The following is a 24,096-nucleotide window of genomic DNA, read 5'->3' as shown; positions in this document are numbered from 1 at the left end:
GGCTCGTCGTCGGGCTCCGCACTCCTCACGCTAGCCTCGGCCACCGACAGCGGCACGGGCTGAACGACCGAGGGGTGTCATGAGCAGGCTGAAAAGGACGGACCGTCCGTACGACATCGTGCTCTTCGGAGCCACGAGTTTCGCCGGAGCGCTCACCGCGGAGTACCTCGCGGCCCACGCGCCCGAGGGGCTGCGGTGGGCTGTCGCGGGCCGCAGCGCGGAGAAGCTGGAGCGGCTGCGGGAGCGACTGCCCGGCGGCGCGGAGGTCGGGGTGCTGCGGGCGGACGTCTCCGACCCGGCTTCGGTGCGCGCCCTCGCCGAGCACGCGCGCGTGGTGGCCACGACGGTCGGCCCGTACCTCACGTACGGCGAGGAACTCGTCGCCGCCTGCGCGGACACCGGCACCGACTACCTGGACCTCTGCGGCGAGCCCGAGTTCGTGGACCTGATGTACGTCCGGCACGACGCACGCGCGCGTGAGACCGGGGCACGGCTGGTGCACGCCGCCGGCTTCGACTCGATCCCGCACGACCTGGGCGTGTACTTCACCGTGCGGCAACTGCCCGAGGACGTGCCGCTGACCGTGGAGGGCTTCGTGACCGCCGACGCGGCGTTCTCGGGCGGGACCTTCGCCTCGGCCCTCAACCAGTTCGCGCGGCAGCGGGAGATGGCGGCGGCCGCGCGCGAACGGCGGCGGCACGAGCCGCGGCTGGTGGGCCGGCGGGCGTCGGCGCCGGCGGGTGCGCCACGGTTCGCCAAGGAGATCGGCGCGTGGGCGCTGCCGATGCCGACGATCGACCCGCAGATCGTGCGGCGGTCGGCGTCGGCCCTCGACCGCTACGGCCCCGACTTCCGCTACCGGCAGTACGCGGCCGTCCGGCACCTGCCCGTCGTGGTGGGCGGTGTGGCGGCCGTCGGTGCCCTGGTGGCGGCGGCCCAGGTGCCGCCGGCGCGGCGCTGGTTGTCCGGCCGGCTCACGCCCGGGGACGGCCCGAGCCCCGAGAAGCGGGCGAAGAGCTGGTTCTCCCTGCGCTTCGTGGGCGAGGGCGGCGGCCGGCGGGTGTACACGGAGGTCTCGGGCGGCGATCCCGGCTACGACGAGACGGCGAAGATGCTCGCCGAGTCGGCGCTGTGCCTGGCCTTCGACGACCTTCCGGAGACGGCGGGTCAGGTCACCACGGCGGTGGCGATGGGCGACGCGCTGATCGGCCGGCTGCGCGCGGCGGGCATCCGCTTCCGCGTCGCGTCGACCCGCTGAGGGCCCTACAGCGGCCACTCGGCGATGGTGTAGATCATCCCGGCGATCCAGCCGAGCCCCGCCAGCACGGCGAGGATCAGCCCTACGGTGACGGCCCGCTCGACGGTCTGGGTCGGGCCGGCGACAGGCTTGGGGGCGCGGTGCGTTGTCATGCGCCCCAGCCTGCCGACGGGGGTGGCCGGCGGGCATCGGTACAGGTACTCAGAGCCGGTACTCAGATCTGCCGCCCGTCCTGCGCGGGCCCTCCCCTCCGGTTTGAGACTTTCTGCCTTCCGCTCCTGGCGACGTCTCGAAAAGTGCCACAAAGGAGTTCAATGAAATCATTGAAGGCATGAAGTTCCTTCTCGAAGTCACCATGGACGACGCGGCGTTGACCGAGGACCCGGCGGGCGAGCTGGGCCGGATCCTCAGGTACTGGGGCGGCAATCTGCGCCACTACGCGCTCCGGCCCGGGGACGGGTCGGTCGTCTACGACTCGGAGTACCGCGAGGTGGGCCGCTGGAGCGTGACCGATCAGGCGGAGTAGGTCTCCCGCAGCGCCGTCCGGCACAGTGCGTCCGCCCTGCGCGTGGTCTCCGGGAGGCGGTACTCGGGGGTGAGCGCGAGGGTGTGGGCGCAGGCGTTCGCCAGGGTCACGCGGTGGCCGACGGAGACGAAGACCGGCTTGACGCCGTCGCGCGTGCGCAGGGCGCGGCCGACCTCCTCGGAGCCGGCGAGCAGCGCCGAGGTGCTGCCGCGCGGGGTGTCCGGGTCGTCGTAGGCGAAGGTGAAGGGGCTCTTGGCGACGCCGATCGTGGGCAGGCCGGTCAGGACGCCGAGGTGGCTGGCGAGGCCGAAGCGGCGGGGGTGGGCGAGGCCGTAGCCGTCGCAGACGACCAGGCCGGGCGGGCACGGCAGGGCGTCGAGGGCGGCGAGGACCGTGGGGAGCTCGCGGAAGGCGAGCAGTCCGGGCACGTAGGGGAAGGAGACCCGGCCCACCGCCGTGGCCTCGGCGACCACGTCGAGGCTCGCCCCGTCCAGGACGACCGCGGCCGCCGCGACGACGTCCCGTTCGTCGTCGTACGCGACGTCGACCCCCGTCACATGGCCCGTCCCGGGCGGCGGCCCCGGTTCGTCGAGGATCACGCGCTCGCGGAGTTCGTCCTGGACTGCGCGGGCCTGTTCCTCGGTGGCGGGCCAGTCCTCGGGGATGCGTACGGTCCTCATGGTGCCCCTGAGCCTACGGGCTGCCGGGCTTGTGGCCTGCCGGGCTTGTGGGCTGCCGGGCTTGTGGGCTGCCGAGCTTAAGGGCTGCTGACCCTGCGGACCGCGCGAACGCGCGAAGGCCGGCGGGACCCGGGAGTCCCGCCGGCCTCGGGGGCGTGCGACTCACTTGCCCAGCGCGCGCTGGAGCTGGCTCTTGTTCATGTTGGAGCGGCCCTCGACGCCGCGGCGCTTGGCCTCCTGGTACAGCTGGTCGTAGGTGGGGCCCTGGGCCCCCTGCCCCGACCGCTGACCGCCGCGCTTGCCGGACGACATGTCCTTCGTGGAGGTCCGGCTGGCCGTCTTCGACTCGCCGGAGCGGGCGCGTTCCTTGTTCACCGTCCGCGAGGCGATCTCCTTGGCGCGGCCGGTGCTCTCGCCCCGGTCCTGCGCACTCTTCTTGATGTGCTCGTACTGGCGCTCCCGCTTGGAGCTCGAACCGCGTGGCATGACCGCTCACTTCCTTTCCGCTTCAGTGAACGAGTACCCACACTGCCAACAATCAGGGCATACCGCGCGCTCAATGCTCCAGGCGGGCAACCCGCCCCTTCTCGCCGGCGGCCCAGCACCCTTGGTCGGGGGTGCAGTCGACGGTGTCGTAGGAGCCGGTGTCGACCGTGCGCCAGGTGCGGCCGCCGTCCGTGGTGAGGTCGGTGCCGGTGGGGCCGACGGCGAGGGCGGCGGTGCGGCTGTGCGGCAGCCAGGCGACGCCGGAGCGGTAGCCGGGCGGGGGCGTGGCGGCAAGGCGCCAGGTGCGGCCGGCGTCGCCGGTGCGCGCGGCGGCGTTCGGTGAGGGCCGGCCCGGGGTGAAGTCGCCGCCGACGGCGAGACCGTGGGCGCGGTCGCGGAAGGCCAGGGCGAAGACACCGCGGGCCGGATCGCCCGCCGGGAGGGGTGTGGCGGTGGCCGTCCAGGTGTGTCCCCGGTCGGCGGAGTGCAGCACGCGCGCGTGCGCGGCCCCGCCGGTGGCGAGCCAGACGTCCTTCGGCCCGGAGGCGACCAGACACTGGCCGCTCGCGGCGAATCCCGCCTCACCCTCCTGCGCGGCCGGCATGCCCTCATCCGGCAGCACCTTCCAGGATCGTCCGCCGTCGCGGGTCGACAGGATGCGAAACTTCCCGTCCACCGGGTCGCTCATCGCGAGGCCGTGGCGGCGGTCGAAGAAGGTGAGGCAGTCGTAGAAGGCCTTCGGGTCGGGGTTGCGGAAGGACTCCGTCCAGGTCGCTCCGCCGTCGTCGGTGCGGTACACGCGGGACGCCTCGCCCTCGCCGATGGCCAGGACCACGGCCCGGCGCGCGTCGAACGCCTCGACGTCCCGGAACTGCAACTGGGCCGCACCCGGGGGCGAGACGTTCCGCCAGGTGGCGCCGCCGTCGGTCGTGCGCAGGACGGTGCCGCCGGTCCCCGCGAGCCAGGCGGTGTCCCGGCTGACGGCGGCCAGGCCGCGAAACCGTACGTCCGGGGTGCCGGTGCCCTTGAGTTCCCAGTGCGGCACCCGGCGCTCCGGCTCGTGCGCCTGCGCCGGTACGGCTGTCAGGGCCGCGAGTGCGGCCAGTGCCGCCGCGCCCGCCGCCACTCCGGTCGCCCTGCCCCGTGTCCGTCCCGTCCGTCGCGTGTTCCCCAAGCGCCTCATGGCCGGCGAAGCTAGCCCACCGTCCCGGCGCCGTCCAGATGGCCTCGCGGACACTCCGGGTGTTCCGCCGCGCGCCACACATGCCCTGCGGGTCACACGAGGAGAGCCATGTCACTCCGGTGCATGAACGCGGTGACAGAGGTCACTCGCTCTTCGTGTGCACGGATCGGCTGATTCCGTCGTCTCTTCCAGTGCCCCGGTCTCATACGCCCGGAAGTCCGTCCAGCCGTCACAAGGGAGCAAGGCGTTGTCCATCGTCATCGAGCAGCCCGTGGAGGCCCGCCTCGTCGCCGCCGCGCCGCGTATGCCGAGCATTCCCGCGACGCTCCACTACGACCGACGCGATCCGTTCGCCGTCCGCATGACCTTCCCGGCCCCGGCCACGCTGGAGGGCGTCGAGGTCTGCTGGACCTTCTCCCGCGAGCTGCTCGCCGCGGGCCTCAGGAACGCCGAGGGCCACGGCGACGTGCGGGTGCGGCCGTACGGGTACGACCGCACGGTGCTGGAGTTCCACGCCCCCGAGGGCACCGCCGTCGTGCACGTCCGCTCCAGCGAGGTGCGCCGGTTCCTTCAGGCCACGAGCGAGCTGGTGCCGGTCGGGCTGGAGCACCTCCAGCTGGATCTGGACCACGGCCTGGCGGAGCTGATGCGGGACACGTGCTGAGCCGACGCGTGCTGAGCTGACGTCCTCCCTGACAATCCCCGGGTCGACGGCCCCGGGGACGAAGACTCGCTCACCGTCAGGGCAGAGCCGTCGCCGTCGCGGCCAGTGCCGTACGGATCTCGCGGACGATCTCCCTGAGCGCGGGCGCCGACGCCACGGCACGCTCCGCCAGCTCCCGCACGCGATGCTCATGGGCGCGGACGTCTGTTCCGGGGAGAAGTTCCGCCGAGGCGGCCAGCGTCACGAGCGCCGCGTCCCGCTCGGAGACTGCGGCGACCGGCAGCGGCCCCCTCAGCACCTGACGCGTCTCCTCCCGCAGCGCCTCCACGGCCGCGACGCGCTCCAGCGCGTACTCCACGGACGGGAACACACCGAGAACCCGCTTCTTCTCCGCCCGCAGATACCCCTCGGCCACCAGCTGCTCCCGCACCGCGTCGAGGGTCACCCGCGACCGCAGCGTCACCCAGGTCCGCCAGGGGTGCGGGCACGACTCGCGGACGAGTTCCAGCAGCCCGTCGAGGACCGCGTCACCCGCGCGGGAGTCCAGGTCGACCGGCGTGGCGATGCCGTCCTCGTCGATGAGCAGGCCGCGCCAGGCCAGCTCGGTGAGCGCACCGGCCCGTACCGGACCGGGCAGATGGGCGGTGCCGGCGCCCGCCGGCCGCGCGGGGTCCCACGCCAGCAGGCAGAGCCGGGCCGGCAGCGAGAGCGGACCGTTGGGCACGGGGCCTCCTTGGGGCGGGAAGATCGGGTCTCACGTTAATTCGTTGACAGGCCCGACGCCCCCTCGTACGTTGTACAGCGTCCTGTTGCCGCCGATTGGAGAAGGACGTTGCTCGTCTGAGGTCCTGAGACACCGCGTCACCCACATCAGGTGTGTGCGCTGCGTGCGACCTCGGCGTTCGAGCCGTCCTCCGGTACAGGGCTTTATCTCTGCCCCCTGGAGCCCTCCTCCCTGGTCGCAGGTGTCTCGACACGCGTTTGCCCCTGACCGCATCAAGCAACCGCGAAAGAGGCCCGCATGCCTACTTCCATCACCGTCACCTCCCTCGCCTTCACCTGGCCCGACGGCACGCCCGTCTTCGAGGACCTCGACGTCGCGTTCGGCCCGGGCCGGACCGGCCTGGTCGGCGTCAACGGGTCGGGGAAATCAACGCTGTTGAAGCTGATCGCCGGTGAACTCGCCCCGGCCGACGGCACCGTCCGGGTGACCGGCGACGTCGGGTACCTCCCGCAGAACGTCACGCTCGACACCACCCTGCGCGTCGACGAGGCGCTCGGCATCGCCGACCGGCGGGCCGCGCTGCACGCCATCGAGGCGGGCGACGTGGCCGAAGCGCACTTCGAGACCGTCGGCGACGACTGGGACGTGGAGGAGCGCGCTCTGGCCACCCTCGGCGAACTGGGCCTCGCACACGTCGAGTTGGACCGCACCATCGGCGAGGTGTCGGGCGGCGAGTCGGTGCTGCTGCGGCTGGCCGCGCTGCTGCTGCGCCGACCCGACGTGCTGCTGCTGGACGAGCCGACCAACAACCTCGACCTGTACGCGCGCAGGCGGTTGTACGCGGCCGTCGAGTCCTGGCCGGGCGTCATGGTCGTCGTCAGCCACGACCGGGAACTGCTGGACCTCGTCGACCAGATCGCCGATCTCCGCCGAGTGAATACTGCGGCGCGCAGCGCCTCGGTTGAGGGTGGTGGTGGGAGACGGGTGGGCGAGATCACCTGGTACGGCGGCAACTACTCGGACTACGAGGAGGCCCTCGCGATCGAACAGGAGGCGGCCGAGCGCATGGTGCGCGTCGCCGAGGCCGACTTCCGCAAGCAGAAGCGCGAACTGACCGACGCCCAGGTCAAGCTGGCCCGCCGCAAGCGGTACGGGCAGAAGATGTGGGACCAGAAACGCGAGCCGAAGATCGTCATGGGGGCGCGCAAGCGCGCGGCGCAGGAGTCCGCGGGCAAGCACCGGATCATGCACGAGGAGAAGCTCGCCGAGGCCAGGGAGCGGCTGGACGAGGCGGCGGAGGCCGTACGGGACGACGACGAGATCCGCGTCGACCTGCCGTACACGGCCGTGCCGCCGGGGCGTACGGTCCTCACCCTGCAGGATGTCGGACTCCGGTACGGCGCCCGGGTGGCGGGTGGCTTCGAGCTGCGCGGTCCCGAGCGGGTCGCGCTGATCGGGCGCAACGGCGCGGGCAAGACCACGCTGTTGCGCACCATCACCGGCGAGCTCGAACCGGAGGCGGGCGAGGTGCAGGCGCACGTCCCGCTGCGGTTCCTGCCGCAGCGGCTCGACGTCCTCGACGGGGAGCGGACCGTCGCCGAGAACGTGGCCCGGTTCGCGCCGGCCGCCACCAACAACCGGATCCGGGCCCGCCTGGCCCGCTTCCTGTTCCGAGGCGCCCGGGCCGACCAGAAGGCGGCGACGCTGTCCGGCGGCGAACGCTTCCGGGCGGCGCTGGCCGCGCTGATGCTGGCCGAGCCCGCACCGCAGCTGCTCATGCTGGACGAGCCGACCAACAACCTCGACATGGCCAGCGTGCGGCAGCTGACCACGGCCCTGGAGTCGTACGAGGGGGCGCTGATCGTCGCCAGTCACGACCTGCCGTTCCTGGAGTCGATCGGCATCACGCGCTGGCTGCTGCTGGAGGACGGAGAACTGAAGGAAATCACGCCAGAGGCTGTCGGGTTTTCCGCCTAGCGTCGGCGGCATGACCGACTTCACGCACGATGTCATCACCCTGACCGGAGCCCGCGAGAACAACCTCAAGGACGTCGACCTCCGCATCCCGAAAGGCCGGCTGACCGTGTTCACCGGCGTTTCGGGGTCGGGGAAGTCGTCCGTCGTCTTCGACACGATCGCGGTGGAGTCGCAGCGCCAGCTGAACGAGACGTACCCCTGGTTCGTCCGCAACCGGCTGCCCAAGTACGAGCGGCCGCACGCGGACGGCATGGAGGACCTCTCCCCCGCGATCGTCGTCGACCAGCGGCCGGTCGGCGGCCACTCCCGGTCGACGGTCGGCACCATGACCGACATCTACTCGGTGATCCGTGTGCTGTTCTCCCGGCACGGCACCCCGAGCGCCGGGCCGGCGACCGCGTACTCGTTCAACGATCCGTCGGGCATGTGCCCCGAGTGCGACGGTCTCGGCCGGACGGTACGGCCCGACTGGGACCGCATCCTGGATCCGGACCGCTCCCTCGCGCAGGGGGCGGTCCGCTTCCCGCCGTTCGCCGCGGGGACCTGGCAGGGCCAGGCGTACACCAACAGCGCCGACCTCGACCCGGACAAGCCGGTGGGGCAATTCACCGCCGCCGAGCGCGAGTTCCTGATGCGCGGACGGCCCGGCAGCAAGGTCACCGTCAACGGCAGCGGCGGCACCTGGACCACCGAGTACGAGGGGCTGGCCGACCGTTTCGAGCGGCTCTACCTGAAGCGGGACCTGTCGGCCATGAGCCAGAAGACCCGCGACCTGGTCCGGGAGTTCCTGGTGGAGGGCACCTGCCCGGTCTGCCACGGAGCGCGGCTCAACGCGGCGGCGCTCGCCACGCGGATCGGCGGCCGGACCATCGCCGACTGCACACGGATGCAGGTCACGGACCTGATCGCCGTACTGAAGGAGATCGACGACCCGGTGGCCGGGCCCGTCGCGGGAGCGGCCGTGGCCGCGCTGGAGCGCGTCGAGGCGATCGGCCTCGGCTACCTCAGCCTCGACCGGGAGACGGCGACCCTCAGCGGCGGCGAGGGGCAGCGGCTGAAGACGGTGCGGCATCTCGGCTCCAGCCTGAGCGGAATGACGTACATCTTCGACGAGCCGAGTGTCGGCCTGCACCCGCGCGACGTGGGCCGCCTCGGCGATCTGCTGCTGCGGCTGCGCGACAAGGGCAACACCGTGCTGGTCGTCGAGCACGACCCGGACGTCATCGCGCTGGCCGACCACGTCGTCGACATGGGGCCCGGAGCCGGCACCGAGGGCGGCCGCGTCGTGTTCGAGGGCCCGCCGGACGAACTGGCCGCCTCGGACACGCTCACCGGGCGCTGTCTGCGCCGCCGCACGGCGGTCAAGGAACAGGTACGGCAGGCCGACGGCGAGCTGTGGGTCAAGGGCGCCGGCCGGCACAACCTGCGCGACGTGACCGTGCGGTTCCCGGCCGGTGTACTCACGGCCGTCACCGGGGTGGCGGGGTCCGGGAAGAGCACCCTGGCCGGGGAGTTCACCGCCACACACCCCGAAGCGGTGGTCGTCGACCAGTCGTCGATCGGGATCTCCGGCCGGTCCACTCCGGCGACCTACCTGGGGATCATGGACACGGTGCGCAAGATCTTCGCCCGCGAGACGGGAGCCGAGGCGGGCTTCTTCAGCTTCAACTCCAGCGGGGCCTGCGGCACCTGCGAGGGCCGGGGCATCATCTACACCGACCTCGCCTTCATGGACCCGGTGACGACGACCTGCCACGACTGCGAGGGGCGGCGCTTCAAGGAGGAGGTGCTGCGGCTGACCGTCAAGGGCAGCTCCATCGCCGACGTCCTGCAGATGACGGCCGAACAGGCGCTCGGCTTCTTCGACGACCCGGGCGTACGGCGCCGGCTGCGCGCCCTGCGCGACGTCGGACTGACGTATCTGACGCTCGGCCAGCCCCTCTCCACGCTCTCCGGCGGCGAGCGCCAGCGCATCAAGCTGGCCACGCGGCTGCACCGGACGGGCGCCGTCTACGTGCTCGACGAGCCGACGACCGGGCTGCACATGGCGGACGTGGAGGGGCTCGTCGCCCTGCTGGACCGGCTGGTCGACACGGGCAACACGGTCGTCGTCGTGGAGCACAACCTGGACGTGATCGCCCGGGCCGACTGGGTGATCGACCTCGGCCCGGACGGCGGCCGGGACGGCGGCGAGGTCGTCTTCGAGGGGACGCCGCGACAACTCCTTGACGCGCGGGGGTCGTTCACCGGGGAGCACCTGCGGCGGGCCGTGGCGGCATCGACCGTCACCGTGCCGGCGTGAGCTCCCCGGTGAGCGGGACGCCCGGGAGCGCCGAGTTGCCGACGACGGCGAGGCGCGGGCCGCCCGGGCCGTGCTGCCACTGCCCGCCGACCAGAGGCAGCAGGGCGATGTTGGGGGTCGGTCCGCAGGTCCAGTCGAGGGTGCCGGCGATGGTGTCGAGGGTCGTCCCGGCGAGGGCCTGTGCGACGGACGCCCGGTCGGTGGGGTCGGCCGCGACGGTGAGGGCGTGGCGGGCGGTCTCCACGAGGGCGTGGGCGAGGCCGAGGGGCTGGAGCCAGGCGGCGCCGGTGTCCTGCCGGTAGGCGTGGGCGAGTTCGGCACAGGTGGTGCCGTCCAGGCTGGAGCGGTAGGGGTGGCCGGGGCTCCAGTAGACGAGGGTGGCCACGCACGCGTCGGCGAGTTCGCCGTGGACGTCGGGGGCAGGGGTGGTGTGGGTGTGCGGGTAGGTCAGCCAGCGCGAGCAGGTGATCAGCCGCGGACGCAGCCCCGCCTGGCGGGCCTGGCGGTGGAAGAGGGCGAGGTCGGTGGCGGTGGCGGCGCTGGTGACGAGGCCGGCACCATGCTCCCGCAGCCGCCCGACCTGTGCGTGGAAGCCGTCGGCCGGTTCCCGGTAGGCGCCCAGGTCGACCAGGGTGTGCCTGCGGGCGGACGTCACCGGGGCGAAGCCGTAGCGGTCATGGCGCAGCAACTGCCCTTGCAGGTCGTCGTTCCACAGGCAGCCGACGGCGCCCGCGTCGTCGACGCGCTCCCACAGGTCGGCGAAGACGGCGGCGATGTCGTCCAGTCCCCACGCGAAGTGGTACGTCCACCGGAAGCGGTGCCCGGGCTCGGCACCGCGCGCGTCGACGTACGCCTGCCACGGGAACGTGGTCGACACACAGGGGATCCCGGACTCCTCGCAGGCGTCGGTGACGGCGGGCAGCACCCGGGTCCCGGCCATGGTGAGCACGAGGTTCGCCCCGTCGGAGCCGGCCAGGTCCCGTACGGCCTGCCGGGCCGCGCCGGGATCCGAGCGGCTGTCGCGCACGGCGACGGTCACGTCGTGGCGGCGGCCGCCGTTGCGGACCTGCCTCAGCAGGGGTGCGAGCCTGCGCAGCACATAGGACAGCGGTGACCCGAGAGGGGCCAGTCGACCCGTCAGCGGCGCTACCACGCCCACGCACAAAGAAGGTGACGGCATCGAGGCCCCTCTCTTCACTGAATCGGTGCGGCCGTCAGTGGCCGGAGCGGTCCTTGGTCACGCAGGTGGTCTCGCTGAACACCGCCACCGTCTCGTTGCCGCAGTTGTTGCTGTGGCCGGAGGCGTTCCGGGCGAAGAGCAGGTTGGACAGGACACCGCCGCTCGGGCCCGCCTGGTCCCCGCCGCCCTTGCCGTCGTCCTCGGTGACACAGGTGCGCTCCTTGAACAGCGCGACCTTGCCCGTGCCGCAGAGGTTGGCGTGGCCGGAGGAGTTCCTGCCGGAGACGTTGGACAACACACCGCCCGCCCCCGCGTCGCCGTCCCCGGCATGGGCCGTGGCCATGCCGGCGGGAACAGCCATGAGCATCCCCACGATCGAAGCCACTACCGCGATACGTCGCGTGCCGTACATCTCTGTCGGTTTCCTTCCGCTGGACCGGTCCTGGCCGGTTCGGCCGGGATCACTTCGCCCAACGACGCCTCGGAAGATCGGCATGGGCCGCGACCAGGTGAATCATCTGCAAGACGGTTGATCAGGTACTCCGACGTGATGCCGGGTGCGCGGGCGTTGACGCGTCAGGGTGCGGTCCGCGCAATGGGGTGGTTTGGCGCTCCGTCGGCCGATCAGGCGTGCGGGCCCGCGAAGACTGGGGTGTGGGGTGGCGCGGGGCCACCGGGAGGGGCGGCATGGCCGACAGCACGGTTCTGGTGGCGGTGGCGGAGCGTCCGGAGGACGGGGGCGCGGCCGCCGCGCAGTTGGCGAGGATCGCCGAGGCGATCCGGGGGCGCGGCTTACAGGTCCGGTGGGTGGTGAGCGTCGCCGACGCCGAGGCGGTGCTCAGGACCGAGGCCGGCCTGGCCGCCGCCGTGGTCGCCTGGGATCTTCCGCCCGGGCCGGGAGCCGACGGGGAACCGGGCGGAGCGTCGGTGCTGCGCGGGATCGGGCGCCGCTTCCAGAACCTGCCGGTGTTCCTGGTCATGGCGGACGAGGGGCTGCGCGACCTGCCGCTGTGGGTGCCGCAGTCGGTGGTGGGCTACGTGTGGCCGCTGGAGGACACGCCGGCCCGGCCGGTCCCCCGCCCCGCGCCGCTGGGGAAGGGGGCCACCCCGTGCCGGCAGCGGACCGGCCCGGGAGCGGCACTCGCACGGATACCGCTGATGCGCCGGGCCCAGAACCGCCCAGGCAAGGTGCCGCCCGGGTCGGCACCCGCCTCGGATGCCCCCACTGGGACGCCAGGCCTGGAACCGCCCAGACCAGGTGCCACTCGGGCCGACGGAAACAGCCCGCCATCAGCACCCGCCCGAATCCCCCCGCTGAAACGCCTGGCCAGGTACAGGCAAGCGCGGCGGCAGGCGCTCCCCCCTGTCGCCCGTCGAGGTACCGGACCGCTCCACCCCCTCCCTCCCCGCTCCCCGGGGGTGTCGTCGCTCCGCGTCGCCCTGCATGATGGTCGGCTGACGCCCGATGGGTTCCGGCCGATCCCGGAGGCTCCGTCGGCGCTGTCCAGACACGTCCATCCGATACGGAGTCACGCTCGTGCCCAGCAAGAAGGCCCTCGTCCGCCGCCCCAGCCCGCGTCTTGCCGAAGGGCTGGTGACACACATCGAGCGGGAGAGGGTCGACGCCGACCTCGCGGTCGAGCAGTGGGAGGCGTACGTGACGGCCCTGCGCACGCACGGCTGGGAGACCGTCGAGGTGGACCCGGCCGACGACTGCCCGGACTCGGTGTTCGTCGAGGACACGGTCGTGATGTACAAGAACGTGGCGCTGATCGCCCGCCCGGGCGCCGAGTCCCGGCGTGACGAGACCGCCGGGGTCGAGGAGGCCGTGGCCGGTCTGGGCTGCTCGGTGAACTGGATCTGGGAGCCGGGCACGCTGGAGGGCGGCGACGTACTGAAGATCGGCGACACCGTGTACGTGGGCCGGGGCGGGCGCACCAACGCCGCCGGCGTCCAGCAACTGCGGGCCGCGTTCGAGCCGCTGGGCGCGCGGGTCGTCGCCGTACCGGTGAGCAAGGTGCTGCACCTGAAGTCGGCGGTCACGGCGCTGCCGGACGGGACGGTCATCGGGCACATCCCGAAGATGGACGTGCCGTCGCTGTTCGCGCGCTTTCTGCCGGTGCCGGAGGAGGCCGGTTCGCATGTGGTGCTGCTCGGTGGTGACAAACTGCTGATCGCGGCGAGCGCGCCGAAGACCGCGGAGCTGTTCGCGGACCTGGGGTACGAACCGGTCGTCGTGGACATCAGCGAGTTCGAGAAGCTCGAGGGATGTGTGACGTGCCTCTCGGTGCGGCTGCGGGGGCTGTACGTCTGACGGCCGGGCACTCCCCTTGTGCGGCCCCTCGACCTGCGGGTCCGGGAGGCTGTGGAGCACGTACGGGCGACACCCCTGATCAGCCGCTTTACAGCGCTCTTAACCTACGGCATCGTAACCTACGGAAACGTAGCCTACGATGCCGTAGGTTACTGCTCACCGCTCGTACGCATGTCCCCCTGGAGAGTCCATGACGATCACCACTCCCCACCTCGGCAGCCCCGCCGGCGCCTGGACCGACGCTCAGCTGCTGTACGCACTGGAGGAAGTGGTCGAGAAGGAGCTCAACCGGCATCTGCAGGTCGCCAAGGACTGGATGCCGCACGAGTACGTACCGTGGAGCGACGGACGCAACTTCCCCGGCCTCTTCGAGGACGGCGAGGCCTGGGACAAGGAGCAGTCCAAGGTCACCGAGATCGGCCGCATCGCGCTCGTCGTCAACCTGCTGACCGAGGACAACCTGCCCAGTTACCACCACGAGATCGCCTCGCTCTTCGGCCGCGACGGCGCTTGGGGCACCTGGGTGCACCGCTGGACGGCCGAGGAGGGCCGGCACGGCATCGTGATGCGGGACTACCTGCTCACCTCGCGCGCGGTCGACCCGGACAAGCTGGAGCAGTTCCGCATGTCGCACATGAGCGAGGGCTTCGAGTCGGACAACCGGCACTCGATGCTGCACTCGATCGCCTATGTCGCCTTCCAGGAGCTGGCCACCCGCATCTCGCACCGCAACACCGGCCACCAGTCCGGCGACCCGGTCTGTGACCGCATGCTGGCCCGCATCGCGACCGACGAGAACCTGCACATGGTCTTCTACCGCAACCTCCTCAAGGCGGCGTTCGAGCTCGCGCCCGACATGACCATGCAGGCCGTGCGGGACGTGGTCGTGAACTTCCGGATGCCCGGCCACGGCATCCCCGGGTTCGAGCGCGCCGCGGCCCAGATGGCGATCGGCGAGGTCTACAACATGCGCATCCACCACGATGATGTGCTCCAGCCCGTGCTGCGCTTCCTGAAGGTGCTGGACATCGACGGCCTGGGCCCCGAGGGCCGCAAGGCGCAGGAGGAGCTCGGCCTGTTCATGGGCGGCCTGGACGCCGAGGCGTCGAAGTTCGACGAGAAGCTGGCCGCGCGCAAGGCCCGCATGGCGGCCCGGGCCGGCGCCTGACGGCCGACCCGGCACCTCCGGCCCCAACGACTGCGAGGCCCCGACCGCCACGAGCGGCCGGGGCCTCGGCGCTTCCTCCCTGCTCCCCGGCGGGCGCGCACACGGCTACCGCGACGTACGCCGCAGCTCCAGCCGCTCCTTCTCCGACAGGCCGCCCCAGACGCCGAAGCGCTCGTCGTTGTCCATCGCGTACTCCAGACAGGCGTCGCGGATCGGACACATACCGCAGATCCGCTTCGCCTCCCGCACCGAGCTGCCGGGCTCGGGGAAGAAGAAGTCCGCCCCGGTCTGCGCACACAACGCCTCCTGTTGCCAGGCGAGTTCGGGAGAGATCATGGTGTCGATGTGCATGGCCAGAAGCGTTCCGGACGGCGAAAAACGTCCGATCAACGCGGGATCAACACCGCATTGACGGGCCTCCGGCCACCCTGATGGTCGCCCGCCGGACGGGCCGGCGCACGGCGGCGCGCGGCGGCGCGCGGAAACCCGGCATCACACCCTGGCGGCGCTGCGGCGGCGGTTGTCAGGGGGCGGTGCGAGACTCGGCGGAGCAGACGAACGGGCCCCCTGCGCGAGGAGGGCGATCATGCTCACCGCCCGTTATGTCACCGGCGCTCCGAGCTGGGTCGATCTCGGCACCCCGCCATCGACGGCGCCGCCTCCTTCTACGGCGCGCTGTTCGGCTGGGAGTTCCAGCCCGGCGGGCCCGAGGTCGGGGGCTACGGCCTCTTCCAGCTGGGCGGCAGGACCACCGCCGGTGGCATGCAGAGCACGCCGGAGCAGGGCCCGCCCTCCTGGACGGTGTACTTCCAGACCCCGGACGCGGACGCCACGGCCCAGGCTGCCGGGCAGGCGCGGGGCTCGGTGCTGATGCAGCCCATGGACGTGCAGGACCTGGGCCGCATGGCGATCCTCACCGACCAGGCCGGGGTGCCCTTCGGCCTCTGGCAGCCGGGCCGCAACAAGGGCCTGGACGTCGTCCTGGAGCCCGGCTCGCTGTGCTGGCTGGAGCTGTACACGGCGGACGTCCCGGCCGCTGCCGCCTTCTACCACTCCGTACTCGGCCTGGAGACCTTCGGTGTCGACTTCCCCGGCGGCACCTACACCACCTTCATCCCGGCCGGAGCGGGCGAGGACGCCATGTTCGGCGGCGTCGTTCCGCTGGCCGACACCCCGGCCGAGGAGGAGGCGCACTGGCTGCCGTACTTCGAGGTCGCCGACACGGACGCCACCGTCGCCCGGGCCCGGGAACTGGGCGGCACGGTCCGCATGCCGGCCACGGACCTGCCGGACGTGGGCCGCGTCGCCAAGCTCACGGGCCCGTACGGGGCGCGTTTCGCGGTGATCCACAGCGTGCCGCAGCCGGGCTGAGGCACCACCGCCCGCCCTTGGGGCGTGTCCGCGAAGTCCCGCCTGCCCTGCGACGCCCGGCACACTCCCCCAAGCTCTTCGAGCAGCGGGGGGACCCCCACTCGCCGCACCGGACGCCGCAGGGCCCGCACTCCGGGCGGACGACGGGACCTTGCGGCCACACCCCAGCCAGCCGCGTCACCAACCTCTCCGAACAGCACACCTAGGCGGACGCCCGCCGCACCAGCGTCGTCGGCAGGACCACACTGGAGGACGTGCCGCCCACACCCTCCCGCCGAGTGCCCTGGTCGGGCCCCCGCAGCAGCAGGCGGGCCATCAGGCGGCCCATCTCCTCGATGTCCTGGCGGACCGTCGTGAGGGGCGGGTCGGTCTGTTCCGCCACGGGCAGCATGTCGTCGAAGCCGATCACGGCGACGTCGTCGGGGACGCGGCGGCCGGACTCGCGCAGGACGCGCAGCGCCCCCGCCGCGGTGAGGTCGTTGGCGGCGAACACCGCGTCCACGTCCGGGCAGCGGTCCAGGAGCTCGCGCATCGCGCGCTCGCCGCCGGCCGGGGTGAAGTCGGCCTCGGCGATCAGCCGCCGGTCGGCGTCCACCATGACGTCCCGGTAGCCGTCGAGCCGGTCCACGGCGGACGTCTGGTCGAGGGCGCCGGTGATGTGCGCGATCCGGGTGCGGCCGAGGCCTACCAGGTGGCGGACGGCGTCGCGGGCGCCGCCGCGGTTGTCGCTGTCGACGTACGCCACTCCGTGCCTGTCTCCGCTCCAGCCGGGCCGCCCGCCGAAGACGGTGGGGACGCCGGCCCGCTGGATGAGTTCCGGCAGCGGGTCGTCGAGGTGCAGGGAGAAGACGAGGGCGCCGTCGACATGTCCGCCGGCGAGGTACCGGCCGACCCGGGCGTGGTCGTCCCGGCCCTCCGTGAGCAGCAGCACGAGCTGGTTGTCGTGGGCGGTGAGTTCCTTGCTGATGCCGCGCAGCTGGAGCGCGAAGAACGGGTCGGCGAACACGCGGGTCTCCGGTTCGGCGACGACGACCGCGATCGCGTCGTGCCGCCGGGTCACCAGGCTGCGGGCCGCCTGGTTGGGCACGTACCCGAGCTCCTCCACCGCCTTGCGGACCCGCTCGACGAGGATGTCCCTGACCCCGTCACCGCCGTTGACCACACGCGAGACGGTGGCCCGCGAGACACCGGCCCGGGCGGCCACGGCCTCCAGGGTGGGACGCGGCGCTGTGTCGGTCACTTCGGGGGCTCCTCACCTGCGGCTGCGGATCAGGATAGCCCCGGTCGCGGAGCGTGGTGAGAGCGCTCTCCGACTTGCCGGGGAGCGCCCGGACCCACGCGCCCGTCAGTGTTCGTGGCGGCCCCCCGGCGGCTCCTCCCCGTGCTCGTGCGGGTCGTATCCGGGAATCGTCCCGTCCGGCTTCTTCACCAGGAACAGCCCCACCATTCCCATGTCGGAGTGGCTCTGCACGTGGCAGTGGTACATCCAGGCGCCGGCGCCGACCCCCTCCCCCGCGATGACCTGGAAGCCGAACGAGTCGGCCGGGCCCGTGATCTTGTTGTCGATGACCTGACTGGGGTCGTCGGGGCCGGTCAGCATGCCGGTGCGGTTGTCCGCCCAGCGGTGACCGTGCATATGGAACGTGTGGTAGAACTCGCCGTGCGTGATCACGACGAACTCGACGCGATCCCCCACCGTGGCCTCGAAGTCGGGCCCGGAGTGCGGCGGTCTGTTGTTGATGAGCATGTCGTTGAAGACGACCGTGTGCGTGCGGTCCGGCAGGACGTCGCCCTTGCGGCGGACGATGACCGGGCCGTACAGGCCCTTCTGGAGCCCCTGCGTGCCGTGGTCCGTGCCGACGACGTGGTCGTGGTAGTGCCAGTAACCCGCGCTGCCGGCCCGCCAGGTGCCGTCCTTGCGGCGGCCGGGGGCGTGGGTGCGCCAGGTGTAGGTGCGGGTGCCGCCCGGCTCGACATGGCTGCGGTTCAGCTTGGTGCCGTCGCTGGTGATCTCGTAGTCCAGGCCGTGGACGTGCAGGCTCACCGCCACGTCCATGGTGTTCTCGAACTCGATGTGCAGCGTGTCGCCCTCGTTGAGTTCGATGAGCGGGCCGGGGACGGTCGCCTTGCCCTTCTCCAGGCCGTAGCCCATCTGTCCGTCCGCGAGCTTCTCGGCGTACAGCTTGATGCGTCTCACCTCGCCCCCGGCCGGCGCCGTCTTCGCCGGTCCGACCGCGCTGATGGCCTCCGGCGCCACGGACAACGATGTCGCGACGGCCGCGCTCCCCAGCAGGACCCGCCGGTTGAAGCTGCGTCTGTCCATGCGGAACTCCCCACCCTGGTAAGGCCTTTACGGAGACGTACCTGTGATGAACCTGTGAGACGGTACCGGCCGCACTCCTGTTTATCCACACTCAAGACAAAGTTGGGGTCATCCCGGTCATAGGTATTGGCGAGACATGCAAAGGCGTTTAGCTTCCTTGGCGGTGTTGCTGTGACCGAGGAGGTGCCCATGCACTTACGAGGGTTGAGCAAGGGAAGACGTGTCCGGGCCGCCTCCGTGGCCGCCGGAGTCGTGACCGCCGGACTGCTGTCGGGGCCCGCCGACGCGAGCCCGTATCCCGAACCCCCGCTGACAACGATGTCGATCAAGTCGCCGCCGGGCGGCGCGAATGTACGGGTGCTGATCTTCCACGGCTCCGCGGCGGCCGGGGACGAGTCGCCGGTGGTGAACGCCGGGATCGAGGCCATCGAGGACATCGGGCTGTCGGGACCGGCGAACCGGCGTTTCAAGGTCCAGGCCACCGACGACGCCTCGGTGTTCACCGACGAGACGAAACTCGGCCGCTTCAACGCGATCGTGTTCCTGACCGGCGGGGGCGACGTCCTCGACGCGGAGCAGGAGGCGGGCCTGGAGGCCTACATGGAGGCCGGCGGCGGTTTCGTCGGCGTCCATGACGCGGCGCGCGCGGAGCCGTACTCGGACTGGTTCACCGGACTGGTGGGCGCCCGCCCGGCCGCGTCGAGCCCCGCGGCCGTGCAGCGTGCGACCGTCGAGGTCGGCGACCGCCGGCACCCGGCCACCAAGGACGTGCCGGTGCAGTGGAAGCGCCCCGACAAGTGGCTGAACTGGGTGAAGAACCCCTCGGGCGACGTCCATACGGTGGCCCGGGTCCGGGAGTCGACCTACCAGCCCGGTACGGGCGCCAACGGTTGGGATCATCCGGTCAGTTGGTGCCGTGACTACGACGGCGGCCGCTCCTTCTACACCGGCATGGGCGGCACGGTGTCGTCGTACGACGAGACCGACTTCCGGGCCCATCTGCGGGGCGCGCTGATGTGGACGACCCGGCTGGAGCAGGCCGACTGCAAGGCGACCATCAACGCCAACTACGCGGCGGAGCGGCTGACCAAGCCCAACCAGCCGGGGCAGAACGACCAGATCGGCGAGCCGCACGGGCTGGTCACCGCGCCCGACGGCCGGGTGTTCTACATCGGCCGGGGCGGCGCCGACTCCTCGCAGCCCGTGATCACCGACTGGAACAACCCCGACATCGGCAAGGGCAAGGGCGAGATACACGTCTACGACCCGAAGACCAAGCAGGTCACGCTCGCCGGAGCGCTGACCGTCTTCGGCAACAAGGGCGGCGGCGACGAACTGGTCAAGGTCGAGGAGGGGCTGCTCGGGATCGAGCTGGACCCGGGGTTCGAGCAGAACGGCTGGGTCTACCTGCACTACACGCCGCACTCGCAGATCAACCGGGACACGCGGATGGCCGAGCGGCGCGTCTCCCGCTTCACGCTCGACCAGGCCACGAACACACTGGACCTGAGCAGCGAGAAAGTGCTGCTGAAGTGGCCGGTGCAGATCCACAGTTGCTGCCACTCGGGCGGCGGGATGGCCTGGGACTCCAAGGGCAACCTGTACATCGCCACCGGTGACAACAACTCCAGCGGCTTCAGCGGCGGTTACTCGGGCAACAACCCGCAGCCGACCTACAAGGGCGTCTCCTTCGCGGACGCGCGCCGCACGGCCGGCAACACCAACAACCTCAACGGAAAGATCCTGCGCGTCCACCCGGAGCCGGACGGGACGTACACGCTCCCCGAGGGCAACCTCTTCACCGGGAAGGAGACCGACGAGGGCGGCGGCAAGACGCGCGGCGAGATCTATGTGATGGGGGTCAGGAACCCCGCCCGTATCTTCGTCGACAAGTCGACCGACGTGCTCTACGCGGGCTGGGTCGGCCCGGACGCGAGCGCGCCCTCGACGACCTGGGGTCCGGCCAAGTACGACACGTTCGCCGCCATCACGAAGGCGAGCAACCGGGGCTGGCCGTACTGCATGGGCAACAAGCAGCCCTACCGGGACCGCAATCTGCCGGACCCGTCCCAGCCGCTCGGCTGGTACGACTGCGACCACCCGAAGAACGAGTCGCCGAACAACGACGGTCTGGTCGACCTGCCGCCGGTCACCGGCAACAACATCTGGTACTCGCCGCAGGGTGGCGCGCCGGACTACCCGCGGGACGCCGGCGGTGTCCCGTCGTACAAGCCGGAGGAGGCGACATACCGGCTGCCCTGGCTGAAGGGCGGCGGGCAGGCCGCGATGAACGGGCCGGTCTACCGGTACGACACGGTCGCGGCGGACAGTGCCGTCAAGTGGCCTGCGTACTGGGACGGCAAGTGGTTCGTCGGTGACTTCTACGACGCCGACCAGCCGCGCAACGCGGTGCTCATGGACCCGAAGACGCAAGGAGACGGCGGTCTGCCGGTGCACTCGGAGTCGCTGAAGAAGATCGTGCCGGTCGGCAACGACGGCATCAGGAACCTCATGGACTGGAAGTTCGGTCCGGACGGCGCGCTGTACGTCCTCGACTACGGCCGCGGCTTCTTCACCTCGGACTCCAAGTCGGCCCTGTGGCGGGTCACCTACAAGGGCGGCGGGCCGACCCCGGCCGCCAGTCGGCTGGCGAGGGGGACCGAGTGATCCGGCAGCGAAGAATCTGGGCCGCCCTGCTGGCCGCCCTGCTCCTGATGCTCGGCGTGCAGGCGATGCCCGCCGCCGGGCAGGCGGAGGCACCGGCCGCCGAACAGGTCCTCACCTGGACGGCCGGCAACGACATCGACAAGTACCTCTCGGCGCCGAAGACGGCGGTCGCGGGCAGCGCGACGATCGTGTTCGAGAACAGCGTGGCCACCGGCAACACCACGGGCATGCCGCACACGCTGACGTTCGTGACCAGTGACCCCGAGTTCAACAACGATGTGCAGCTCAACATCCTGGCCAATCCGAACGACGCCCAGGGCGGCAGGCACACCGCCCAGGTCACGCTCACCCCCGGCCGGTACTTCTACCACTGCACGATCCCCGGCCACGGCCAGATGCAGGGCATCCTGGTGGTGACCGAGGGCACCGGCGAGGACACCACCGCGCCCGAGGCGTCGGCGCACGTGAGCGGGACGCAGAACACGCAGGGCGCGTACGTCGGTTCGGCGAGCGTGGCCATCCACTCCACCGACGAGGGCGGCTCCGGCGTCGAGAGGATCGAGTACGCGATCGGCGACGCGGGCGCCTGGCAGCCGTACACGGCGCCGGTCGTCGTCGACCAGGTCGGCGCCCACGAGGTCCGCTACCGCGCGTTCGACAAGGCGGGCAACGTCTCCGCCGAGAAGAGCGTGCAGTTCACGGTCGTGGCGCCGCAGTCGGACGACACCACCGCGCCGGAGACCTCGGCGACGGTGAGCGGGGAGCGCGACGCCGACGGGGCGTACACCGACATGGCGACCGTCACGGTCTCGGCATCCGACACGGGCTCCGGGGTCAACACGATCGAGTACGCGGTCGGCTCCGGCGCCTGGCAGCCGTACACCGCACCCGTGATGGTGCACGAGGCGGGCGCGCACACCGTCCGCTACCGCGCCACCGACAAGGCGGGCAACGTGGCGGCCGAGAAGAGCGTGCGGTTCACGGTCGTGGCGGCGCCGCCGCAGGACACCACCCCGCCGGTGACGGGCGTGACCGTGGAGGGCACGAGGAACTCCGACGGGGCGTACGTCAACAGCGCCCGGGTGACCGTCACGGCGACCGACGCGCACGGCTCGGGCGTCGAGAGGATCGAGTACTCGCTGGACGGCGGGCCGTACCTGGCGTACACGGCTCCGGTCGTGGTCGACCGGGCGGGCGCGCACACCGTGGCGTACCGGGCGACCGACAAGGCGGGCAACACATCGGCGGCCCTGACGGTGACCTTCACGGTCGTCTCCGGCCAGGTCCCGGCGCCGAACTGCCCTGAGTACGACGAGCGGTTGACGGTGATCGTCGGCACGGTCGACTCCGGGGTACGCAACCGCGTCACCGACAACCGCTGCCGGATCGGCGAGCTGATCGAGGACGAGAAGGAATGGACGTCCCACGCGCTGTTCCTCAAGCACGTGACGTCCGTCCTCGACGCGCTGCTGACGGAGAGCGTGATCGACCAGCGCGAGTACAACGCCATCCGCAAGGCCGCCCGCCAGTCCGGCATCGGCAAGCCGGGGCAGACCGAGGGCTACCGGGCCATCTTCGACGGCAGCGCGGAGTCCCTGGCCAAGTGGCAGCAGGTGGGCGGCGGTTCGTTCGGGCTGAACCCGGACGGGACGATCACCTCCAGCACCACCACACCGGGCATGGGCATGCTGTGGTTCCCGCAGCGCAAGTACGGCGACTTCTCGCTGAAGCTCCAGTGGCGTGACGACGCTCCCGGCACCGGCAACGCCAACTCGGGCGTCTTCGTGCGCTTCCCGTGGGTCCACGACCACCCGGAGGAGCCCCGCCCGGAGTGGGTCGCCATCAAGTACGGGCACGAGGTGCAGGTGCTCGACCGGCCCGACGGCGACATGTACAAGACGGGGTCGGTCTACGGCTTCGACCGGGTGGGGCTCGCCGGTGCCGGCGTGACCCAGAAGGGCACCTGGAACGACTACGAGATCCGCGTGGTCGGCCAGCACTACTCGGTGTACCGCAACGGTGTGCTGATCAACGAGTTCGACAACACCGGCGGCCAGGAGTTCACCCCGCCCCGCTCGGACGACCCGGGCACGGACGGACGGCGGTTCGCCTCCGGCTACATCGGCCTCCAGGTGCACGGCACGACGGACGTGGTCTCGTACCGCGACATCCGGATCAAGGAGCTGTAGAGGTCAAGACGCCGCGGGAGGCTTCTCCTTGCGGGCCCTGCTCGGCTGCACCCGCCTCGGTTCCCCCGGCATCTTCGGATACTCGGGCGGGTACGGCAGGTCGCCCAGCCCGTGGTCGTGTTCGTCGCGGCGGGCGAGGTCGAGGAGGGCCTCCAGGGAGTAGCGGTGGTCGTCCATGTCCGCGTGCACGTCGCCGAGTTCGGCGAAGCGCGCGGGCATGGTCGCGAGGTCGAAGTCCTGGGGGTGCGCGACCCCCACCTCGTCCCAGCGCAGGGGCGCGGAGACCGGGGCGTGCGGGCGGGGGCGTACGGAGTAGGCGGAGGCGATCGTGCGGTCGCGGGCCGTCTGGTTGTAGTCCAGGAAGATGCGCTTGCCCCGCTCCTCCTTCCACCACTTGATGGTCACCTGCTCCGGCATCCGCCGCTCCATCTCCCGGCCGACGGCGATGGCGGCGCGCCTGACCTGGGTGAAGGTCCAGCGGGGTTCGATGGGCACGAAGACGTGCAGGCCCCGGCCGCCGGAGGTCTTGGGGAAGCCGCGCAGTCCGCCGAACTCGTCGAGTACGGCACGGAGTTCGTGGGCGGCGCGGACGGCGTCCGCGTAGTCGGTGCCGGGCTGCGGGTCGAGGTCGATGCGGAGTTCGTCCGGGCGGTCGACGTCGTCGCGGCGTACCGGCCAGGGGTGGAAGGTGAGGGTGCCGAACTGGGCGGCCCACACCACGGCACCGACCTCGGTGGGGCACATCTCGTCGGCGCTGCGGCCGCTGGGGAAGGTGATGTGCGCGGTCGGGATCCAGTCGGGCATGTTCTTCGGGGCCCGTTTCTGGAAGAAGTTCTCGCCGGTCACGCCCTCGGGGTAGCGCTCCAGGGTGGTGGGCCGGTCGCGCAGGGCACGCAGGATGCCGGGGCCGACGGCCAGGTAGTAGCGGGCGAGGTCCAGCTTGGTGAAACCGCGCTCGGGGAAGAAGACCTTGTCCGGGCTGGACAGCCGTACCGTCCGGCCGCCGACCTCCAGTTCCACCGCGTCACCCATGCGAGCCACGGTAGGCGTACCCCGCATACCTCGCACATCGGGCGTTCTCTGA

Annotated in this window: 20 protein-coding genes and 2 pseudogenes; 11 read left to right on the top strand and 11 right to left on the bottom strand. The window is 71.5% G+C overall.

From position 1 onward, the window contains the following. Positions 1–79 precede the first annotated feature (79 nt). Positions 80–1,258 (top strand): saccharopine dehydrogenase family protein, encoded by a 1,179-nt coding sequence (locus tag HDA41_RS34870; RefSeq protein ID WP_184991114.1) that lies wholly within the window; start codon positions 80–82, stop codon positions 1,256–1,258. A gap of 5 nt (positions 1,259–1,263) precedes the next feature. On the opposite strand, the gene mmpA is transcribed toward HDA41_RS34870, so the two are convergent. Then, positions 1,264–1,410 (bottom strand): morphogenic membrane protein MmpA, encoded by a 147-nt coding sequence (gene mmpA / locus HDA41_RS34865; protein WP_184991112.1) that lies wholly within the window; start codon positions 1,408–1,410, stop codon positions 1,264–1,266. A gap of 179 nt (positions 1,411–1,589) precedes the next feature. Here mmpA and HDA41_RS34860 point away from each other — a divergent pair, with 179 nt between their 5' ends. Beyond that, the gene (locus HDA41_RS34860) at positions 1,590–1,784 is read left to right on the top strand and encodes a hypothetical protein (RefSeq protein ID WP_184991110.1); all 195 of its coding nucleotides are present in this window, start codon (positions 1,590–1,592) and stop codon (positions 1,782–1,784) included. Here HDA41_RS34860 and HDA41_RS34855 read toward each other — a convergent pair. The 3 genes from HDA41_RS34855 to HDA41_RS34845 form a co-directional block, all read right to left on the bottom strand. Then, positions 1,772–2,464 carry an endonuclease V gene (locus HDA41_RS34855; protein WP_184991108.1) on the bottom strand — a complete coding sequence of 231 codons (693 nt, stop codon included), beginning with the start codon at positions 2,462–2,464 and terminating at the stop codon, positions 1,772–1,774. The genes HDA41_RS34860 and HDA41_RS34855 overlap by 13 nt on opposite strands. Before the next feature lie 162 nt (positions 2,465–2,626). Further along, positions 2,627–2,950 (bottom strand): plasmid stabilization protein, encoded by a 324-nt coding sequence (locus HDA41_RS34850; protein WP_184991106.1) that lies wholly within the window; start codon positions 2,948–2,950, stop codon positions 2,627–2,629. A gap of 70 nt (positions 2,951–3,020) precedes the next feature. Further along, positions 3,021–4,133, bottom strand: a complete 1,113-nt coding sequence (locus tag HDA41_RS34845; protein ID WP_230299515.1) for a WD40/YVTN/BNR-like repeat-containing protein — start codon at positions 4,131–4,133, stop codon at positions 3,021–3,023. 247 nt (positions 4,134–4,380) lie between these two features. On the opposite strand from HDA41_RS34845, the gene ssgD reads away from it, so the two are divergent. Next, positions 4,381–4,797, top strand: a complete 417-nt coding sequence (gene ssgD, locus HDA41_RS34840) for a spore wall synthesis regulator SsgD (protein WP_184991104.1) — start codon at positions 4,381–4,383, stop codon at positions 4,795–4,797. A 76-nt stretch (positions 4,798–4,873) separates the two neighbouring features. On the opposite strand, the gene HDA41_RS34835 is transcribed toward ssgD, so the two are convergent. Continuing rightward, positions 4,874–5,521 (bottom strand): GOLPH3/VPS74 family protein, encoded by a 648-nt coding sequence (locus HDA41_RS34835; protein ID WP_184991102.1) that lies wholly within the window; start codon positions 5,519–5,521, stop codon positions 4,874–4,876. 297 nt (positions 5,522–5,818) lie between these two features. Between HDA41_RS34835 and HDA41_RS34830 the strand changes: the two genes are divergently transcribed. Beyond that, positions 5,819–7,498: an ABC-F family ATP-binding cassette domain-containing protein gene (locus HDA41_RS34830; RefSeq protein ID WP_184991100.1), complete on the top strand. Its 1,680-nt coding sequence runs from the start codon at positions 5,819–5,821 to the stop codon at positions 7,496–7,498. Between the two features lie 10 nt (positions 7,499–7,508). Then, positions 7,509–9,800 carry an ATP-binding cassette domain-containing protein gene (locus tag HDA41_RS34825; RefSeq protein ID WP_184991098.1) on the top strand — a complete coding sequence of 764 codons (2,292 nt, stop codon included), beginning with the start codon at positions 7,509–7,511 and terminating at the stop codon, positions 9,798–9,800. Here the strand turns inward: HDA41_RS34825 and HDA41_RS34820 are convergent. Both HDA41_RS34820 and HDA41_RS34815 read right to left on the bottom strand, forming a co-directional pair. Beyond that, positions 9,784–10,959, bottom strand: coding sequence for an ABC transporter substrate-binding protein (locus HDA41_RS34820; protein WP_230299516.1), 1,176 nt, complete (start codon positions 10,957–10,959; stop codon positions 9,784–9,786). The two genes, HDA41_RS34825 and HDA41_RS34820, sit on opposite strands and share 17 nt — an antisense overlap. A gap of 55 nt (positions 10,960–11,014) precedes the next feature. Next, positions 11,015–11,341: a hypothetical protein gene (locus HDA41_RS34815; protein ID WP_230299517.1), complete on the bottom strand. Its 327-nt coding sequence runs from the start codon at positions 11,339–11,341 to the stop codon at positions 11,015–11,017. A gap of 326 nt (positions 11,342–11,667) precedes the next feature. Between HDA41_RS34815 and HDA41_RS34810 the strand changes: the two are divergent. The 3 genes and pseudogenes from HDA41_RS34810 to HDA41_RS34800 form a co-directional block, all read left to right on the top strand. Next, positions 11,668–12,033: pseudogene (locus tag HDA41_RS34810) on the top strand (Orn/Lys/Arg decarboxylase N-terminal domain-containing protein); the annotation flags it as partial. 484 nt (positions 12,034–12,517) lie between these two features. Continuing rightward, positions 12,518–13,294, top strand: coding sequence for a dimethylargininase (gene ddaH / locus HDA41_RS34805; protein ID WP_184991094.1), 777 nt, complete (start codon positions 12,518–12,520; stop codon positions 13,292–13,294). Positions 13,295–13,484: 190 nt separating this feature from the next. Next, on the top strand, positions 13,485–14,462 hold the full coding sequence (locus HDA41_RS34800) for an acyl-ACP desaturase (RefSeq protein ID WP_184991092.1): 978 nt from the start codon (positions 13,485–13,487) through the stop codon (positions 14,460–14,462). Positions 14,463–14,567: 105 nt separating this feature from the next. Here the strand turns inward: HDA41_RS34800 and HDA41_RS34795 are convergent, their stop codons facing one another. Then, positions 14,568–14,813, bottom strand: coding sequence for a WhiB family transcriptional regulator (locus HDA41_RS34795; RefSeq protein WP_059415692.1), 246 nt, complete (start codon positions 14,811–14,813; stop codon positions 14,568–14,570). Positions 14,814–15,048: 235 nt separating this feature from the next. Here HDA41_RS34795 and HDA41_RS34790 point away from each other — a divergent pair. Continuing rightward, positions 15,049–15,833 (top strand): annotated as a pseudogene (locus HDA41_RS34790) (VOC family protein). A gap of 202 nt (positions 15,834–16,035) precedes the next feature. On the opposite strand, the gene HDA41_RS34785 reads toward HDA41_RS34790, so the two are convergent. Continuing rightward, the gene (locus HDA41_RS34785) at positions 16,036–17,073 is read right to left on the bottom strand and encodes a LacI family DNA-binding transcriptional regulator (protein WP_184991090.1); all 1,038 of its coding nucleotides are present in this window, start codon (positions 17,071–17,073) and stop codon (positions 16,036–16,038) included. 105 nt (positions 17,074–17,178) lie between these two features. Continuing rightward, a complete protein-coding gene (locus tag HDA41_RS34780; protein ID WP_184991088.1) occupies positions 17,179–18,156 on the bottom strand; it encodes a multicopper oxidase domain-containing protein in 978 nt (325 codons plus the stop codon). 189 nt (positions 18,157–18,345) lie between these two features. Between HDA41_RS34780 and HDA41_RS34775 the strand changes: the two genes are divergently transcribed. Both HDA41_RS34775 and HDA41_RS34770 read left to right on the top strand, forming a co-directional pair. Then, positions 18,346–20,823 (top strand): ThuA domain-containing protein, encoded by a 2,478-nt coding sequence (locus tag HDA41_RS34775; protein WP_184991081.1) that lies wholly within the window; start codon positions 18,346–18,348, stop codon positions 20,821–20,823. Positions 20,824–20,870: 47 nt separating this feature from the next. Beyond that, a complete protein-coding gene (locus HDA41_RS34770) occupies positions 20,871–23,012 on the top strand; it encodes an OmpL47-type beta-barrel domain-containing protein (protein WP_221512842.1) in 2,142 nt (713 codons plus the stop codon). A gap of 3 nt (positions 23,013–23,015) precedes the next feature. Here HDA41_RS34770 and ligD read toward each other — a convergent pair whose 3' ends face one another. Continuing rightward, positions 23,016–24,044, bottom strand: a complete 1,029-nt coding sequence (gene ligD / locus HDA41_RS34765; protein WP_184991077.1) for a non-homologous end-joining DNA ligase — start codon at positions 24,042–24,044, stop codon at positions 23,016–23,018. Positions 24,045–24,096: the final 52 nt, after the last annotated feature.

The organism is Streptomyces caelestis (genome assembly GCF_014205255.1).
Classification (GTDB): Bacteria; Actinomycetota; Actinomycetes; order Streptomycetales; family Streptomycetaceae; genus Streptomyces; species Streptomyces caelestis.
The sequence above is the reverse complement of the archived record's forward strand: the minus strand, read 5'-3'. Positions and strand labels throughout refer to the sequence as shown.

Bases quoted from the DNA above. Each gene is read 5' to 3' on its own strand.
- HDA41_RS34855 (WP_184991108.1), bottom strand. From the start codon at position 2,464: ATGAGGACCGTACGCATCCCCGAGGACTGGCCCGCCACCGAGGAACAG.
- HDA41_RS34825 (WP_184991098.1), top strand. From the start codon at position 7,509: ATGACCGACTTCACGCACGATGTCATCACCCTGACCGGAGCCCGCGAG.
- ligD (WP_184991077.1), bottom strand. From the start codon at position 24,044: ATGGGTGACGCGGTGGAACTGGAGGTCGGCGGCCGGACGGTACGGCTG.
- HDA41_RS34770 (WP_221512842.1), top strand. From the start codon at position 20,871: ATGCTCGGCGTGCAGGCGATGCCCGCCGCCGGGCAGGCGGAGGCACCG.
- HDA41_RS34850 (WP_184991106.1), bottom strand. From the start codon at position 2,950: ATGCCACGCGGTTCGAGCTCCAAGCGGGAGCGCCAGTACGAGCACATC.
- HDA41_RS34795 (WP_059415692.1), bottom strand. From the start codon at position 14,813: ATGCACATCGACACCATGATCTCTCCCGAACTCGCCTGGCAACAGGAG.
- HDA41_RS34830 (WP_184991100.1), top strand. From the start codon at position 5,819: ATGCCTACTTCCATCACCGTCACCTCCCTCGCCTTCACCTGGCCCGAC.
- mmpA (WP_184991112.1), bottom strand. From the start codon at position 1,410: ATGACAACGCACCGCGCCCCCAAGCCTGTCGCCGGCCCGACCCAGACC.
- HDA41_RS34815 (WP_230299517.1), bottom strand. From the start codon at position 11,341: ATGGCTGTTCCCGCCGGCATGGCCACGGCCCATGCCGGGGACGGCGAC.
- HDA41_RS34870 (WP_184991114.1), top strand. From the start codon at position 80: ATGAGCAGGCTGAAAAGGACGGACCGTCCGTACGACATCGTGCTCTTC.
- HDA41_RS34860 (WP_184991110.1), top strand. From the start codon at position 1,590: ATGAAGTTCCTTCTCGAAGTCACCATGGACGACGCGGCGTTGACCGAG.
- HDA41_RS34775 (WP_184991081.1), top strand. From the start codon at position 18,346: ATGCACTTACGAGGGTTGAGCAAGGGAAGACGTGTCCGGGCCGCCTCC.
- HDA41_RS34780 (WP_184991088.1), bottom strand. From the start codon at position 18,156: ATGGACAGACGCAGCTTCAACCGGCGGGTCCTGCTGGGGAGCGCGGCC.
- HDA41_RS34845 (WP_230299515.1), bottom strand. From the start codon at position 4,133: ATGAGGCGCTTGGGGAACACGCGACGGACGGGACGGACACGGGGCAGG.
- HDA41_RS34800 (WP_184991092.1), top strand. From the start codon at position 13,485: ATGACGATCACCACTCCCCACCTCGGCAGCCCCGCCGGCGCCTGGACC.